Raw genomic sequence first — 16,182 nt, forward strand, 5'->3', positions numbered from 1 at the left:
AGGTGGATTTTTTCATGCGGAGACCAAGAAAAAGGTTTGTCGTATGGCTGACCTGGGACAGCGGCATCAAGATCATCATGGCGGCCCTGCTGGTTATGCTGATGGCCTTTATGTACACCTACGAGCTGCCTTCGACACGAACATGGAGCGAATGGTCCATGCCTCTTTCAGGGAAGACGATTGCTCTGGATGCCGGGCACGGAGGCCCTGACGGAGGGGCGGTCAGCCAATCCGGCGTAATAGAGAAAGATATCAACCTCGCGATCACTCTGTATTTGCGTGATTATTTGCAGCAGGCCGGCGCTATGGTGGTGATGACCAGGGAAACGGATACGGATTTGGCCCAGGAGGGAACGAAGGGACTCAGCCGCCGGAAAACAGAAGATTTGTTAAGCCGCGCCGAATTCATAAACGGCAAGAAAGCCGACTTGTTTATCAGCGTTCACTTGAACAGCATTCCGTCCGATAAATGGAGGGGCGCACAAACGTTCTACTACCCGAACCATCCGGACAACGCTACCTTATCCACACTCATCCAGAACGAACTCAAAAAAAATCTGGAAAATACGGAGCGCGTCGCCAAGAAGGCCGATACCGGCGTTTATTTGCTGAAAACCTTGAAAATGCCGAGTGCGCTAGTCGAAGTCGGGTTTTTATCCAATCCGGAGGAATCGAGGCTGCTGGCCGACGATAAGTATCAAAAGAAAGTTGCCGCGTCCGTTTATCAAGCGATTCTGCGTTATTTCTCCGGGGAGAAAGTGCGTTCGTCCTAATCGGTATGTTATAATGATCTGAACAGAAATAAGCCTACCGAGGTGGAACATGATGGTGACCAAAGAGCTTATCCGGCAATCGCTTCAGCCTATAACAGATCCGACTTACGGAGCTTCTATCGTAGAACTGAACTTCGTTAAAGACGTGGTCATTAAAGAGAACCGTGTTTCTCTTACGTGTGTTTTGTCCGTTACGGATGAAAGCTACAAAGCAAGTATAAAAGAACGCATTGAATCCGCTTTGTCCCAAATCGGAGCCGAAGGGGTTCATATTCGTTTTCGTGAAATAACGGATTATGAGAAAAACCAGCTCTCCGCTTATGAGGGTGCATCCGAGGCGGGAAGCGTTGAGACTGCCGGCTCTGATGCCGGAACGGGACAGGAAGCGGCTCCTTTGCTGAATCCCGATTCCCCCGTCAATTTTATTGCCGTCGCAAGCGGTAAGGGGGGCGTAGGGAAGTCTACCGTAACGGCGAATCTCGCTGTTGCTTTGGCGCGTCTCGGTAAGAGAGTCGGAATTATGGATGCGGACATCTACGGCTTCAGTATTCCGGATATGATGGGCATAGAGGAACAGCCCCAGCTTGTTAATAACCGGATCATCCCCGTAGAAAAATTCGGCGTTAAAGTTATCTCCATGGGTTTCTTTGTGGAGGATAATTCGCCGGTGATCTGGCGTGGACCTATGCTGGGCAAGATGCTCCATAACTTCTTCCACGAAGTGGACTGGGGAGAACTGGACTACCTGCTGCTCGATCTGCCTCCCGGTACGGGCGACATCGCGCTGGACATTCATCAGCTTCTGCCGCAAAGCAAAGAGATCCTAGTTACGACTCCTCATGCTACTGCCGCTTTTGTAGCAGCCAGAGCGGGCGCCATGGCCGTGCATACCAAACATGAGATTATCGGTGTGGTGGAGAACATGGCTTACTACGAGTGCTCCAAATGCGGGGAGAAAGACTACGTCTTCGGCCGCGGCGGCGGCGGCATGTTGGCGGAACAGCTGCATACCCAATTGCTTGCCCAAATTCCATTGGGCGCACCGGACAATCATATTTCCGAACCGGATTATTCCCCGTCGGTTTACAAAGAAGATTCCACCACCGGCCAACTTTATCTGGAGCTGGCACGGAGTGTCGTTCAACAGACTCAAAAAGACTGATGCGCAAGCATCAGTCCTTTTTTTAATATTCGGAGTCCTGATCCTTCTTACCCTTTTTGTTCGGGGATTCCTTCTCATCCTGGCCCTGATCTCCTTGATCGCCTTCCTGGCCTTGATCTTGTTTGCTTTTTTGGTCCCCCTGGCCCGATTGACCGCCTTCGCCTCCGGATCCTTGTCCGCCCTTACCGCCCTGTCCTCCGCCCTGTCCGCCTTTTCCCCCTTGGCCACCCTGGCTTTGGCCGCCGGCGCCTTTAGGTACGATCCCCTCTTCCATTACTTTTCTCATCATGGTAAGCATCTGAGCTTGGAACAAGGGGCTCTGGAATGATTCCTGAATGACATTCATCATCTGTTGACGGTATTGGGTCGTCCGGGTCAGTTCCATCATGAGCTGCTGGTATTCCGGATTTTTCATAACTTGCAGGAGCTGTTTCTGATACTCCGGATCTTTCATGAGATCCTTGTGGAGCTGCTTATCCTGCGTACTCACTACCTTGGCGAAATCACCGGCGAAACGCGGGTCTTTCATCATATCCCTTACGAATTTACTGCTTTCCGTGCTGGTCAGCACATCCTTGACAGCCGTTTGCATCTGCAATTTTTGACCGTCGGTCAGCATACTGACCGAGGAACTGCCCGAACCTGCCGAAGATAAACCGGAACGGGCAGCTTTATCGATCGCCGCGCGGCCCTCGTCCGACTTTAGAATGTCAAGCACCATGGATTTCGTTTCTTTATAATTGCCCTGGGACGATGAAGATCCCTGTGAAGAATTGTCGGAGCTGCAGGAAGCCAAGAGAAAAACCGCAAATAAGGCAGGAACATAACGCACTGTTTTCCGATTCATTGTGCACACAAGCTCCCTTCCCCTGAAATAGTACCGTTAGTATGCGTGGGGGGGAGCCTTTTCATAAACGGATGACATGGTTGATTGCTGAGAAAATTGGGCGGATTTGGCCGTTTCAAGAAAATGTATGTACAGTGACCGGGGGGAATTAATAAACCTGTTTAAACGACTGTTCTTCCACGGCTTTATTTTCAGTCTGCGCCTGTTTCATCAGCTCCGTTACCGTTACGAATTCATACCCCTTGCTCTTAAGCTGGTCGATAATGGCGGGAAGAGCTTCATGGGTCTGTTTACAGGAGTCGCTGGCATGGAGCAGAACGATATCGCCGGGATGCGATTTACTTACAACGCGGTTGATAATGGTATCCACTCCGGGATTTTTCCAATCCAGTGAATCCGTATCCCATTGAATAACCTTATACCCTAGCTGGTCCGCAATACCGAGAACCCGCTTGTCGAAATCACCGTTGGGCATACGAATCAGATTCGGACTTTTGCCGGTGAAATCTTTTAGGACTCCGTCCGCGGTCTGAATTTGTTTGCGGATCTCTTCGTCTCCCAGACTGCTGTAGTTCACATGCTTATGGCCGTGACTTCCGATCTCATACCCGCTCTTGATAATTCGGTTTACAATATCGGGGTGGCTTTTGCTCCAGGGCGAGGAAAGAAAGAACGTCGCGTTTTTGATGCCTTTTTGCTCCAGCACATCCAGGATCGGATCTGTACGCGTTTCCCCCCATGAAATGTCGAACGTCAATGCGATCTGTTTCTTTTCCGTTTTGACATTGTAAACTGCCGCGGGACCCCCGCTTGAAAAAACCGCCATATTCCCCCGTTCGGAATAGACGATACCTGCGGCGAAAACTACGGCGACACCGATAAAGACGGCTTGTTTTATTTTCTTGCCGTTAAAGACGTAAAAATGGCTCATGATTGCTCCGGCCTCCTTCTCCTTGGGCTTGTATTCCGGCTTAGTAAAATGTATGCTCGTACCATCGAGTTATGCGTTAAAGAGAAAGGAGAACAGGAAATTGAAGTGGAGAGAGCTGTTTAAGCATTTCGGAGAAATGAAGCATTACCTGATTGCTTCCGTTTTGGTTTTCGCTGCCGGTTTAATACTGGGGATTATGTATCCGGACCGCTTTCAGGCTTTTCTGGATCAGCAGATGGAGGGCCTGGAGAAAATTTCGGGACTGGTTAAAGGCAAAGAAAATCTTAACCTCTGGTTGTTTATCGTTATTTTTCTGAATAATGCGATCAAGTCATTGATGTTTGTATACCTAGGATTGTTTTTCGGTATTCTTCCCTTGATGGTGCTCCTGGTAAACGGGATGCTGTTGGGGTATGTCATCCAATATCAGATGGAAGCGCAAAGCCTAGCTTATGTTCTAAAAGGAATCCTGCCGCATGGAATTCTGGAGATTCCGGCGATCATCGTAGCATGCGCCTATGGACTTCGACTCGGTATTCTTGTTATCAAAATGATCGGGGGACTCTTCTCTTCCAAAAGAAGCGGGAACGCCGCGGCAGAGTTTAAGCGTGTTATGAGGCTGACCCGACCGTTAATCTTGCTTGTCGTAGGAACGTTGCTCCTTGCGGCTGTCGTGGAAAGTACAGTAACTCTGTGGCTTTTAAAAGGATAACAATTGTAAAAATTTTCTTGAACCCCGTCATAAAAATGACAAAACATGAGCATAACAGTAAAGCGGAACGGTTGCCTGCATTCGAATGGGTGCAGGAGCCTTCTCGCTGTTGTGGATGCAGAGTCGATTTCGAGGGGAGCTAGAATAAGTTGATGCTTGGATTTCTTTTTAATGACAGGGAATGCAGAGAACTGGACTATGTGCTAAGAAAAGAATTAGACGAAATGCTCTTCGATCTTAACGATAAGAGAATGGACGAGGAGATTAAGAAAGCTATAGAATCCCGATATAAGGTTATCTTCCGGATGTATGCCAGGCTTGCTTCGCCGCGGGAAATATCCAAATACGCAAGGAACCGTGTCCAGCATCAAAAAAAGTCTTGACTTAAGTTAAACTTTCATGGTAAATTGAATTTCGCTGATTCGACAAGATTTCATTTAACAAGCCAAGCAAAAAAAGAATTTTAAAAAAAGCTTGCAATGAATAGTCGGTCTGTGATATATTAATAAAGTCGCCGCTGAAACTTAGTGGGTTAAGACGAGGTTGCAAAACGATAGAAATTGTCCTTTGAAAACTGAACAACGAGTGATTGAATCGTCTCGAGAAATCGAGACATTAAATGAGAAGAAATTCTCGTCAGCTTTGAATGTTTGAGCTTAATCAGCTTGAGATAAACCGCTGGCCGTAAGGCTAGCAGAACTTTATCGGAGAGTTTGATCCTGGCTCAGGACGAACGCTGGCGGCGTGCCTAATACATGCAAGTCGAGCGGACTTGAAGAGAAGCTTGCTTCTCCGATAGTTAGCGGCGGACGGGTGAGTAACACGTAGGCAACCTGCCTGTAAGATCGGGATAACTACCGGAAACGGTAGCTAAGACCGGATAACCGGTTTCTCCGCATGGAGAGATCGTGAAACACGGAGCAATCTGTGGCTTACGGATGGGCCTGCGGCGCATTAGCTAGTTGGTGAGGTAACGGCTCACCAAGGCGACGATGCGTAGCCGACCTGAGAGGGTGAACGGCCACACTGGGACTGAGACACGGCCCAGACTCCTACGGGAGGCAGCAGTAGGGAATCTTCCGCAATGGACGCAAGTCTGACGGAGCAACGCCGCGTGAGTGATGAAGGTTTTCGGATCGTAAAGCTCTGTTGCCAGGGAAGAACGCCAAGGAGAGTAACTGCTCTTTGGGTGACGGTACCTGAGAAGAAAGCCCCGGCTAACTACGTGCCAGCAGCCGCGGTAATACGTAGGGGGCAAGCGTTGTCCGGAATTATTGGGCGTAAAGCGCGCGCAGGCGGTTTTTTAAGTCTGGTGTTTAATCCCGAGGCTCAACCTCGGTTCGCACCGGAAACTGGGAGACTGGAGTGCAGGAGAGGAAAGTGGAATTCCACGTGTAGCGGTGAAATGCGTAGAGATGTGGAGGAACACCAGTGGCGAAGGCGACTTTCTGGCCTGTAACTGACGCTGAGGCGCGAAAGCGTGGGGAGCAAACAGGATTAGATACCCTGGTAGTCCACGCCGTAAACGATGCATGCTAGGTGTTAGGGGTTTCGATACCCTTGGTGCCGAAGTTAACACAGTAAGCATGCCGCCTGGGGAGTACGCTCGCAAGAGTGAAACTCAAAGGAATTGACGGGGACCCGCACAAGCAGTGGAGTATGTGGTTTAATTCGAAGCAACGCGAAGAACCTTACCAGGTCTTGACATCCCTCTGACCGGCTTAGAGATAGGCCTTTCCTTCGGGACAGAGGAGACAGGTGGTGCATGGTTGTCGTCAGCTCGTGTCGTGAGATGTTGGGTTAAGTCCCGCAACGAGCGCAACCCTTGAACTTAGTTGCCAGCAGGTAAGGCTGGGCACTCTAAGTTGACTGCCGGTGACAAACCGGAGGAAGGCGGGGATGACGTCAAATCATCATGCCCCTTATGACCTGGGCTACACACGTACTACAATGGCCGGTACAACGGGAAGCGAAGGAGCGATCCGGAGCCAATCCTAGAAAAGCCGGTCTCAGTTCGGATTGCAGGCTGCAACTCGCCTGCATGAAGTCGGAATTGCTAGTAATCGCGGATCAGCATGCCGCGGTGAATACGTTCCCGGGTCTTGTACACACCGCCCGTCACACCACGAGAGTTTACAACACCCGAAGTCGGTGAGGTAACCGCAAGGGGCCAGCCGCCGAAGGTGGGGTAGATGATTGGGGTGAAGTCGTAACAAGGTAGCCGTATCGGAAGGTGCGGCTGGATCACCTCCTTTCTATGGAGACTCGGGTCCTGAAACGGACCCAGTCAAGAAGGCATCGCCTTCAACCTTCAATCACTCGTTGTCAGTTTTGAAAGGGCAAGAACCTTTCAAGCTACAAACCCTTTCTGGAGTTTGGCGACTCTGGAAACCACGCAATTCGTTTGGTGACGATGGCGGAAGGGAACCACGCGTACCCATCCCGAACACGACCGTTAAGCCTTCCAGCGCCGATGGTACTTGGACCGAAGGGTCCTGGGAGAGTAGGACGTTGCCAAGCGAACCCACTTTGTGGGTTTTTATTTTGCGAAAAGAGCAGGCGGTTGCTTGCTGGCACGCAAGACCAAAGTGAGTGAGAACTCACAATATACGGGCCCTTAGCTCAGCTGGTTAGAGCGCACCCCTGATAAGGGTGAGGTCGGTGGTTCGAGTCCACTAGGGCCCACCATTTTCCTGACAACCACATAAGGAACCATTTTGGGGCCATAGCTCAGCTGGGAGAGCGCCTGCCTTGCAAGCAGGAGGTCAGCGGTTCGATCCCGCTTGGCTCCACCAAAACCTTCTTCCAAACGGTCGTAATTTCCAGTAAATTACGGGTTGATCTGAAGATGCGTGATGTGGTAAGATACTTCTTGCCGCTTTGAGCGGTAACGAAGTCAGTTGATCCTTGAAAACTAGATAGCGAAACATGTAACTAGAATCATCCAAAACCTTGATGGTTTGATGTAAAGCGAAGTTATATGGCGTATGAGCGATTTGGCAAGCTTGCTTGCTAGCGCGAATCGGTATATAACAAGCATTGGTCAAGCTAATAAGGGCACACGGAGGATGCCTAGGCGCTAGGAGCCGAAGAAGGACGTGGCGAACGACGAAATGCCTCGGGGAGCCGTAAGCAGGCTTTGATCCGGGGATGTCCGAATGGGGGAACCCAGCTGTGGTAATGCGCAGTTACCATGCAGTGAATACATAGCTGCATTGGAGGCACACCCAGGGAACTGAAACATCTAAGTACCTGGAGGAAAAGAAAACAATAGTGATTCCGTCAGTAGCGGCGAGCGAACGCGGATTAGCCCAAACCAAGGAGCTTGCTCCTTGGGGTTGTAGGACGTCAATGTGGCAAAAGTTCATTAGGTGAAGCGATCTGGAAAGGTCCGCTAAAAGAGGTAACAGCCCTGTAGCCGAAAGTGAACGTATGCCTAGACGGATCCTGAGTACGGCGGGACACGTGAAACCCCGTCGGAATCCGGCAGGACCATCTGCCAAGGCTAAATACTCCCTAGCGACCGATAGTGAAGCAGTACCGTGAGGGAAAGGTGAAAAGCACCCCGGGAGGGGAGTGAAAAAGAACCTGAAACCGTGTGCCTACAAGAAGTCAGAGCCCGTTAATGGGTGATGGCGTGCCTTTTGTAGAATGAACCGGCGAGTTACGTTTGCATGCGAGGTTAAGCTGAAAAGGCGGAGCCGCAGCGAAAGCGAGTCTGAATAGGGCGACTATAGTATGCAGGCGTAGACCCGAAACCGTGTGATCTACCCCTGTCCAGGGTGAAGGTGCGGTAACACGCACTGGAGGCCCGAACCCACGAATGTTGAAAAATTCGGGGATGAGGTGGGGGTAGCGGAGAAATTCCAATCGAACTCGGAGATAGCTGGTTCTCCCCGAAATAGCTTTAGGGCTAGCCTCGGGGGATGTGTCGTGGAGGTAAAGCACTGATTGGGTGCGGGGCCCGCCAAGGGTTACCAAGTCCAGTCAAACTCTGAATGCCACAGACATTACCCCGGGAGTCAGACAGTGAGTGCTAAGATCCATTGTCAAGAGGGAAACAGCCCAGATCATCAGCTAAGGTCCCCAAGTGTGTGTTAAGTGGGAAAGGATGTGGAGTTGCACAGACAACCAGGATGTTGGCTTAGAAGCAGCCACCATTTAAAGAGTGCGTAATAGCTCACTGGTCGAGTGACTCTGCGCCGAAAATGTAACGGGGCTAAACACACCACCGAAGCTATGACTTAGATATCTAAAGATGTCTTGGGGTAGGGGAGCGTTCTGTACGGAGTGAAGGTAGATCGTGAGGACTGCTGGACTGTACAGAAGTGAGAATGCCGGTATGAGTAACGAAAAGATCAGTGAGAATCTGATCCGCCGAAAGCCTAAGGGTTCCTGAGGAAGGTTCGTCCGCTCAGGGTAAGTCGGGACCTAAGGCGAGGCCGAAAGGCGTAGTCGAAGGACAACAGGTTGAAATTCCTGTACCACCGTAAGCCGTTACGAGCAATGGAGTGACGCAGCAGGGTAGGGACGCGGACTGATGGATGTCCGTCCAAGCAGTGAGGCTGATGTGTAGGCAAATCCGCACATCGTAAGGCTGGGCTGTGATGGGGAGCGAAAATTACAGTAGCGAAGGTCTTGATCTCACACTGCCGAGAAAAGCTTCTAGCCAGGCGAAGGTGCCCGTACCGCAAACCGACACAGGTGGGCGAGAAGAGAATTCTAAGGCGCGCGGAAGAACTCTCGTTAAGGAACTCGGCAAAATGACCCCGTAACTTCGGGAGAAGGGGTGCCCCGGTAGTGTGAATAGCACGAGGGGGCCGCAGTGAAAAGGCCCAAGCGACTGTTTAGCAAAAACACAGGTCTATGCGAAGCCGCAAGGCGAAGTATATGGGCTGACGCCTGCCCGGTGCTGGAAGGTTAAGGGGAGCGGTTAGGGGTAACCCGAAGCTGTGAACCGAAGCCCCAGTAAACGGCGGCCGTAACTATAACGGTCCTAAGGTAGCGAAATTCCTTGTCAGGTAAATTCTGACCCGCACGAATGGCGTAACGACTTGGGCGCTGTCTCAACGAGAGATCCGGTGAAATTTTAATACCTGTGAAGATGCAGGTTACCCGCGACAAGACGGAAAGACCCCATGGAGCTTTACTGCAGCTTGATATTGGACTTTGGTACGATCTGTACAGGATAGGTGGGAGCCTTTGAAGCCTGAGCGCCAGCTTGGGTGGAGGCGCCGTTGGGATACCACCCTGATCGTATCGGAGTTCTAACCTACTACCGTGAACCGGTAGAGGGACCGTGTCAGGTGGGCAGTTTGACTGGGGCGGTCGCCTCCTAAAGAGTAACGGAGGCGCCCCAAGGTTCCCTCAGAATGGTTGGAAATCATTCGAAGAGTGCAAAGGCATAAGGGAGCTTGACTGCGAGACATACAGGTCGAGCAGGGACGAAAGTCGGGCTTAGTGATCCGGTGGTACCGCATGGAAGGGCCATCGCTCAACGGATAAAAGCTACCCTGGGGATAACAGGCTTATCTCCCCCAAGAGTCCACATCGACGGGGAGGTTTGGCACCTCGATGTCGGCTCATCGCATCCTGGGGCTGAAGTAGGTCCCAAGGGTTGGGCTGTTCGCCCATTAAAGCGGTACGCGAGCTGGGTTCAGAACGTCGTGAGACAGTTCGGTCCCTATCTGTCGCGGGCGCAGGAAATTTGAGAGGAGCTGTCCTTAGTACGAGAGGACCGGGATGGACGTACCGCTGGTGTACCAGTTGTCTCGCCAGAGGCATAGCTGGGTAGCTATGTACGGAAGGGATAAGCGCTGAAAGCATCTAAGCGTGAAGCCCCCCTCAAGATGAGATTTCCCAGTATGTAAGACCCCTTGAAGACGACGAGGTAGATAGGTTGGAGGTGGAAGCACAGCAATGTGTGGAGCTGACCAATACTAATCGGTCGAGGGCTTGACCTACAAATCTGTACGACAGTACAGGTTACATCGAAAGCATATGCTTAGGCTTTTCCGACAGGAAAATGCCGCATCGAAAGGCATACCCTGGGTATGCACCATAAGATCTTTGGATGGATCGGCTGCACGTTTCGCTGCTAGTTTTCAGGGAGCAACCCTGGTGTGTCTGAACAGACACCTGTTTGGTGACGATGGCGGAAGGGAACCACGCGTACCCATCCCGAACACGACCGTTAAGCCTTCCAGCGCCGATGGTACTTGGACCGAAGGGTCCTGGGAGAGTAGGACGTTGCCAAGCGATATTCCCTGATAGCTCAGTTGGTAGAGCACTCGACTGTTAATCGAGTTGTCACAGGTTCGAGTCCTGTTCGGGGAGCCACGCTTCCATAGCTCAGTAGGTAGAGTGCTTCCATGGTAAGGAAGAGGTCACCGGTTCGAATCCGGTTGGAAGCTTATTAAGGCCCGTTGGTCAAGGGGTTAAGACACCTCCCTTTCACGGAGGTAACAGGGGTTCGAATCCCCTACGGGTCATTACTGGGCGGACGCTTAGCTCAGCTGGGAGAGCATCTGCCTTACAAGCAGAGGGTCGGCGGTTCGATCCCGTCAGCGTCCACCACCATGCCGTTGTAGCTCAATTGGTAGAGCAACTGACTTGTAATCAGTAGGTTGGGGGTTCAAGTCCTCTCGACGGCACCATGTTTTATTGGGGGTTAGCCAAGCGGTAAGGCAACGGACTTTGACTCCGTCATGCATAGGTTCAAATCCTATACCCCCAGCCATTTTTAGTACGAGCCATTAGCTCAGTTGGTAGAGCACCTGACTTTTAATCAGGGTGTCGAAGGTTCGAGTCCTTCATGGCTCACCATTTTTTCCAACTTGCGCGTGTGGCGGAATTGGCAGACGCACTAGACTTAGGATCTAGCGTCTTTGACGTGGGGGTTCAAGTCCCTCCACGCGCATCAGTTTTATGCGGAAGTGGCTCAGCGGTAGAGCATCGCCTTGCCAAGGCGAGGGTCGCGGGTTCGATTCCCGTCTTCCGCTCCATAATTTCATATGTGCCCTTAGCTCAGCTGGATAGAGCGTTTGACTACGAATCAAAAGGCCGGGAGTTCGAATCTCTCAGGGCACGCCATTCATATTTCGGGACGTAGCTCAGCTTGGTAGAGCACCTGGTTTGGGACCAGGGGGTCGCATGTTCAAATCGTGTCGTCCCGACCATATGTATGCGGGTGTAGTTCAATGGTAGAACTCCAGCCTTCCAAGCTGGTAGCGTGGGTTCGATTCCCATCACCCGCTCCATACATAACCAACAAAGATCTCTATGAGATCTTTTTTTATTTATCCAGAATTGGGCTTGAGTTAAATCTTACTCGGCTTTCCTGTAATTCTCAGGCATCTTTCGTCAAAAATAGCTATAATGCAACGCGTGAATGTGGTAAAATATTCTGAAATGAGTATGAAATCAGACGAAATTTGGTGTGATTATCAGTAGAGAGAAGAGGCGAGGACATGTCGGATAACGAAACAATCGTTCAGAAAAATTCTACTAACAACTTGCTTCGCAGAGATGTGCGTTTTCTTGGGCATATACTCGGGGAAGTACTGGTCCATCAGGGAGGCAATGAGCTTCTGGCAGTCGTAGAGAAGATCCGCGAACTGAGCAAATCCCTTCGGGCTCAATATGACCCAGCCACCTATGCGGAATTTAAAGCGACGATCGACGGGCTGCAGCCTGAAATTCGTCACCAGGTTATTCGTGCTTTTGCGATTTACTTTCAACTCGTTAATATTGCCGAGCAAACCCACCGTATTCGCAGAAAACGCGATTATGAGCGTTCCTCTGGAGAAACGGTTCAACCTGGCTCAATCGAAAGCATCGTTCAGCAGCTGAAGCAGAACCAGATTTCCTATCGTGAGGTTCAGGAAATTTTGCAGACGATCTCACTTGAACTCGTTATGACTGCTCATCCTACAGAAGCTACACGCCGTGCGGTTCTGGATATTCACCAGCGTATTTCCCAGGACGTGATGTACCTCGACAATCCGACGCTAACCTACCGGGAGAGAGAACAGCTTAGAGAAAAACTTCTGGCTGAGGTTATGACGCTTTGGCAAACCGATGAGCTGCGCAACCGGAAACCGACTGTTATCGACGAAGTTCAGAACGGCCTTTATTATTTTGATGAAACCTTATTCGATGTTCTTCCTGAAGTTTATCAAGAATTGGAACGCTGTTTGGATAAATACTACCCGAATGAGACTTGGCACGTACCTAGTTTCCTTAAATTCGGTTCCTGGATCGGCGGAGACCGTGACGGCAACCCTTCGGTTACCTCTCATGTCACGTGGGAGACGCTGGAGCTGCACCGCGGCCTTGCCTTAAAGAAGTATGAAACAATTCTCGTGGATGTCATGTATCACTTAAGCTTCAGCAAGAATCTTGCTGAGATCAGTGATGAGCTGCAGAAATCTATTGAGGCCGATCATGAAGTTTTTGGTCCCCACAATGATTTCTGGAGCAATGACGACGAGCCGTACCGCACGAAGCTTGCCTACATGATCGAGAAAGTCAGAAACGCGGGGAATTCCCAAGTAGCGAGTTTCCAGAAGTATACCTCGCCGGACGAAATGATTGCGGATCTCTATGTGATCGAAAGAAGCTTGCGGAGCCATTTCGCCGATTATGCGGCGGACCGGTATATTAAGAAGCTGATTCGTCAGGTAGAATTATTCGGGTTTCATCTGGCTACCCTCGACATTCGTCAGCACAGCCGCGAACATGAGCTGGCCATGACGGAAATCCTAAACCGGATCGGTATCGTGGAGGATTATAGCAAACTCCAGGAAAATGAGAAGATTGAACTATTGAGCAAGCTTCTCGATGAGCCGCGTCCGATTACATCCCCATACATGAAATACTCCGAGTCTACTCAGGAATGTCTGGATGTATATAGAAATATTTATAAGGCCCAGCATGAGTTCGGGCGTTACTGCTTGAACAGCTATCTGATTAGTATGACTCAGGGCGCGAGCGACATGCTGGAGGTTATGGTTTTTGCCAAAGAAGTAGGACTTTATCGTAAGGAAGCCGACGGTACGGTTGTGAGCACCATTCAGTCGGTGCCGCTTTTTGAAACGATCGACGATCTGCATGCGGCTCCGGAAATTATGGATACTCTTTTTAAAATTCCGGCTTACCGTGCAAGCTTGAATTCTGCAGCGCCTATGCACGAAATCATGCTGGGGTATTCCGACAGCAACAAAGACGGCGGCGTTATTACCGCTAACTGGGAGCTGCGCGTCGCGCTGCGTGCCTTGACGGATGTCGGAAACAAAAACGGCGTGAAGCTGAAGTTCTTCCACGGACGGGGCGGTTCGCTCGGACGCGGAGGGATGCCGCTGAACCGGAGTATTCTGGCCCAGCCTGTGGATACGATCGGCGGAGGTATCAAGATTACGGAGCAGGGCGAGGTGCTTTCATCCCGCTATTCGCTGCAAGGTATCGCGTACCGCAGTCTTGAGCAGGCAACGTTTGCTTTGATTAAAGGAGCGGTGCTGGCACGCAACCCGCAAAAACACCCGCTTGAAACCGAATGGGAAAGCATTATGAAAGGAATTTCGGAAAAAGCGCAGAATAAGTATCAGGACCTTATTTTCCGCGATCCGGATTTCATGACTTTCTTCAAGCAGTCGACGCCTCTTCCGGAGGTCGGAGAGCTGAATATCGGTTCTCGTCCTTCCAAGCGGAACAACAGCGACCGCTTTGAAGATCTGCGCGCGATTCCGTGGGTATTCGCCTGGACGCAGAGCCGTTACCTGCTGCCGGCATGGTACGCTGCGGGTACGGCGCTTCAGGACTTCTATCAGAATAAGGCCGAAAATATGTCGGTTCTGAAGAACATGTATGAGAACTGGCCGTTCTTTAAATCCATGATCGACGGTTTGCAGATGGCCCTAGCCAAAGCAGACCTTCTCATCGCCAAAGAGTATGGCGGCCTGCTTAAGGAAGACAGCATCGCAAAGCGCATTTACGAGCTGATCAGCGCAGAATACAACCTGACTTCCAAACTGATTCTGGATATTACCGGGCAGCAGGAGATTCTTGACAACGTGCCGGTTATTCAAGAATCGATCCGGCTTCGCAATCCTTACGTCGATCCGCTGAGCTACCTGCAAGTAGATCTGCTCAAAGAACTGCGCGGGGCACGCGAGAACAACGAAGACGACAGCTTCCTGCTGCGTGAAGTTCTTCTTACGATCAACGGCATTGCAGCCGGACTCCGCAATACAGGCTGATAACGGACAACATCGCATAGGCACTGAAACAAAGAGTCAAGCCGTCCTTCCGGGCGGCTCGACTTTGTGTGTTTTACCGAACATAAGTGAAAAGAAGCCCCGTACTTCCTAGGGTTGGAGGAGTTATCTTGAATTTAGTAGAAACACGATTAGCCAAGCTTGCAAGGAATGGAGATCGTGGTGCTTTTGAGGAACTGGTGAATTTATATAAAGATAAAATATTTCACCTGGCCTACAGAATGCTCGGTAACAAGCAGGAAGCCGAAGATGCTGTGCAGGATACTTTCCTGCGCGTATACAACAACTTAGACCGCTACGACGAGAACCAGAAGTTTTCTACCTGGATCTTTCGTATCGGAACCAACTTATGCATAGACCGGCTGCGCAAACGCAAACCGACCTATTCCCTCGACGCCGAAATGCCGGACAGTGAAGGGAACGATTTTTACGCCATGCTTGCGAGCAAAGACGAGCTGCCCGAGGACCAGATTGTTCTCTCGGAAACACAGCAGGTAATTCGCAGAGCCATTCAAACCTTGCCTGAAAAATACAAATCCGTCGTGATCCTGCGCTATCTCCACGATATGTCGCTACAGGAAATCGGGGATGTACTCGGCATGCCCGTTACGACCGTCAAGACACGTGTTCACCGCGGCCGGGAGTATTTACGAAAGAAATTAGACACGGACGCAAATTTTTCTCTGTAAGTTCGATTTTTTTGAAACATCTTCTCCCGCCATACGTATGGTATTACACTATCGGCCAAGAACGAGAAAGGAGTGGCTTCGATGAATTGCAAACAGGCCCTCCCTTTGATGCACGAATATTTGGATGGGGACTTGCAGGGGGCCCAGGCGCTGGAGCTAAAGCAGCATCTTTTGTCATGTCCGGAATGTAATTCGCTGTTCCGGCAGATGGAAACGACGGATGCGCTCGTTCGTTCCATCCCTGCACCTACCGTGTCAAGTGATCTCACGAACCGTATTATGGGCAGTCTCCCTCCCGTTAAGAAGCGGAAGCCGTGGACGCAGTGGATCCGCAGACATCCTGCGGCTTCGGTAGCGGCTGTTTTTCTGTTAACGATGGCGGGCAGCTTTATGACCCTGTGGAATAACAACACCGAGTTAATGGTACGGGGCGCAGACCTGGAACGGGTAATCATCCAAGGCGATAAAGTGATCGTGCCCAAAGGAGAGACGGTAAAAGGCAATCTGGTGGTCGAGAACGGCCAACTGGTTGTAGAAGACGACGCCAATGTGGAAGGAAATCTGGTGGTTATCGACGGAAACATGAATTTGGCATCGACTGCTCACATAACCGGGGATAAAATACGCATTGACGAAGCTTTAAGCTGGATCTGGTTTAAACTGAACGATCTCATGCATTGACCTGCTTAAACAAACAGCATGCATATCTCATACAGCTAAAGTCCTCGAGGGGTACCCCGGAGGGCTTTTTTCTTTGGGTACCGGGAAATGGGTAGAATAGAAGAATTGTTCGG

Annotated in this window: 9 protein-coding genes, 14 tRNA genes and 4 rRNA genes; 25 read left to right on the top strand and 2 right to left on the bottom strand. The window is 50.7% G+C overall.

The features are described from left to right. Window positions 1-14 precede the first annotated feature (14 nt). Together cwlD and ACI48J_RS01865 are read left to right on the top strand one after the other, a co-directional pair. Window positions 15-773, top strand: coding sequence for an N-acetylmuramoyl-L-alanine amidase CwlD (cwlD, locus tag ACI48J_RS01860; RefSeq protein WP_405081382.1), 759 nt, complete (start codon window positions 15-17; stop codon window positions 771-773). Between the two features lie 52 nt (window positions 774-825). Continuing rightward, on the top strand, window positions 826-1,935 hold the full coding sequence (locus tag ACI48J_RS01865; RefSeq protein WP_405083164.1) for a P-loop NTPase: 1,110 nt from the start codon (window positions 826-828) through the stop codon (window positions 1,933-1,935). Between the two features lie 22 nt (window positions 1,936-1,957). Here ACI48J_RS01865 and gerD read toward each other — a convergent pair whose 3' ends face one another. Next, complete coding sequence (gene gerD / locus ACI48J_RS01870; protein ID WP_326053538.1) at window positions 1,958-2,782, bottom strand: spore germination lipoprotein GerD; 825 nt, start codon at window positions 2,780-2,782, stop codon at window positions 1,958-1,960. A gap of 148 nt (window positions 2,783-2,930) precedes the next feature. Continuing rightward, window positions 2,931-3,713 (bottom strand): polysaccharide deacetylase family sporulation protein PdaB, encoded by a 783-nt coding sequence (gene pdaB, locus ACI48J_RS01875; protein ID WP_405081384.1) that lies wholly within the window; start codon window positions 3,711-3,713, stop codon window positions 2,931-2,933. A gap of 100 nt (window positions 3,714-3,813) precedes the next feature. Between pdaB and ACI48J_RS01880 the strand changes: the two genes are divergently transcribed. The 23 genes from ACI48J_RS01880 to ACI48J_RS01990 all read left to right on the top strand — a co-directional run bounded on the left by ACI48J_RS01880 (window position 3,814) and on the right by ACI48J_RS01990 (window position 16,069). Then, window positions 3,814-4,425 (top strand): stage II sporulation protein M, encoded by a 612-nt coding sequence (locus ACI48J_RS01880; protein ID WP_405081386.1) that lies wholly within the window; start codon window positions 3,814-3,816, stop codon window positions 4,423-4,425. Window positions 4,426-4,577: 152 nt separating this feature from the next. Further along, the gene (locus tag ACI48J_RS01885; RefSeq protein ID WP_009676794.1) at window positions 4,578-4,808 is read left to right on the top strand and encodes a hypothetical protein; all 231 of its coding nucleotides are present in this window, start codon (window positions 4,578-4,580) and stop codon (window positions 4,806-4,808) included. Window positions 4,809-5,126: 318 nt separating this feature from the next. Beyond that, window positions 5,127-6,680, top strand: a 16S ribosomal RNA gene (locus tag ACI48J_RS01890). Window positions 6,681-6,828: 148 nt separating this feature from the next. Then, window positions 6,829-6,945, top strand: a 5S ribosomal RNA gene (gene rrf / locus ACI48J_RS01895). A gap of 91 nt (window positions 6,946-7,036) precedes the next feature. Further along, window positions 7,037-7,113 (top strand) — tRNA-Ile (locus tag ACI48J_RS01900). Window positions 7,114-7,144: 31 nt separating this feature from the next. Beyond that, window positions 7,145-7,220, top strand: a tRNA-Ala gene (locus ACI48J_RS01905). A gap of 246 nt (window positions 7,221-7,466) precedes the next feature. Continuing rightward, window positions 7,467-10,388: ribosomal RNA gene (locus ACI48J_RS01910) — 23S ribosomal RNA — on the top strand. Window positions 10,389-10,566: 178 nt separating this feature from the next. Beyond that, window positions 10,567-10,683 (top strand): 5S ribosomal RNA (gene rrf / locus ACI48J_RS01915). The 16S, 23S and 5S rRNA genes sit together here with 14 tRNA genes alongside, the layout of an rRNA operon. Before the next feature lie 5 nt (window positions 10,684-10,688). Beyond that, a tRNA-Asn gene (locus ACI48J_RS01920) sits at window positions 10,689-10,764 on the top strand. Between the two features lies 1 nt (window position 10,765). Continuing rightward, window positions 10,766-10,838 (top strand) — tRNA-Thr (locus tag ACI48J_RS01925). A gap of 6 nt (window positions 10,839-10,844) precedes the next feature. Continuing rightward, window positions 10,845-10,916: transfer RNA gene (locus tag ACI48J_RS01930), tRNA-Glu, on the top strand. A 9-nt stretch (window positions 10,917-10,925) separates the two neighbouring features. After that, a tRNA-Val gene (locus ACI48J_RS01935) sits at window positions 10,926-11,001 on the top strand. 4 nt (window positions 11,002-11,005) lie between these two features. Next, window positions 11,006-11,081: transfer RNA gene (locus tag ACI48J_RS01940), tRNA-Thr, on the top strand. A gap of 8 nt (window positions 11,082-11,089) precedes the next feature. Next, window positions 11,090-11,164: transfer RNA gene (locus ACI48J_RS01945), tRNA-Gln, on the top strand. A 10-nt stretch (window positions 11,165-11,174) separates the two neighbouring features. Next, window positions 11,175-11,250, top strand: a tRNA-Lys gene (locus ACI48J_RS01950). Between the two features lie 13 nt (window positions 11,251-11,263). Further along, window positions 11,264-11,344, top strand: a tRNA-Leu gene (locus tag ACI48J_RS01955). 10 nt (window positions 11,345-11,354) lie between these two features. After that, a tRNA-Gly gene (locus tag ACI48J_RS01960) sits at window positions 11,355-11,429 on the top strand. Window positions 11,430-11,440: 11 nt separating this feature from the next. Beyond that, window positions 11,441-11,517 (top strand) — tRNA-Arg (locus ACI48J_RS01965). A gap of 9 nt (window positions 11,518-11,526) precedes the next feature. Continuing rightward, a tRNA-Pro gene (locus tag ACI48J_RS01970) sits at window positions 11,527-11,603 on the top strand. Between the two features lie 7 nt (window positions 11,604-11,610). Continuing rightward, window positions 11,611-11,684: transfer RNA gene (locus tag ACI48J_RS01975), tRNA-Gly, on the top strand. Window positions 11,685-11,894: 210 nt separating this feature from the next. After that, on the top strand, window positions 11,895-14,681 hold the full coding sequence (gene ppc, locus ACI48J_RS01980) for a phosphoenolpyruvate carboxylase (RefSeq protein WP_405081388.1): 2,787 nt from the start codon (window positions 11,895-11,897) through the stop codon (window positions 14,679-14,681). Between the two features lie 128 nt (window positions 14,682-14,809). Beyond that, a complete protein-coding gene (gene sigW / locus ACI48J_RS01985) occupies window positions 14,810-15,388 on the top strand; it encodes an RNA polymerase sigma factor SigW (protein WP_009675029.1) in 579 nt (192 codons plus the stop codon). A gap of 81 nt (window positions 15,389-15,469) precedes the next feature. Then, window positions 15,470-16,069, top strand: a complete 600-nt coding sequence (locus ACI48J_RS01990; protein ID WP_405081390.1) for a zf-HC2 domain-containing protein — start codon at window positions 15,470-15,472, stop codon at window positions 16,067-16,069. Window positions 16,070-16,182: the final 113 nt, after the last annotated feature.

The organism is Paenibacillus chitinolyticus, assembly GCF_045038035.1.
GTDB classification, from domain to species: domain Bacteria; phylum Bacillota; class Bacilli; order Paenibacillales; family NBRC-103111; genus Paenibacillus_F; species Paenibacillus_F chitinolyticus_A.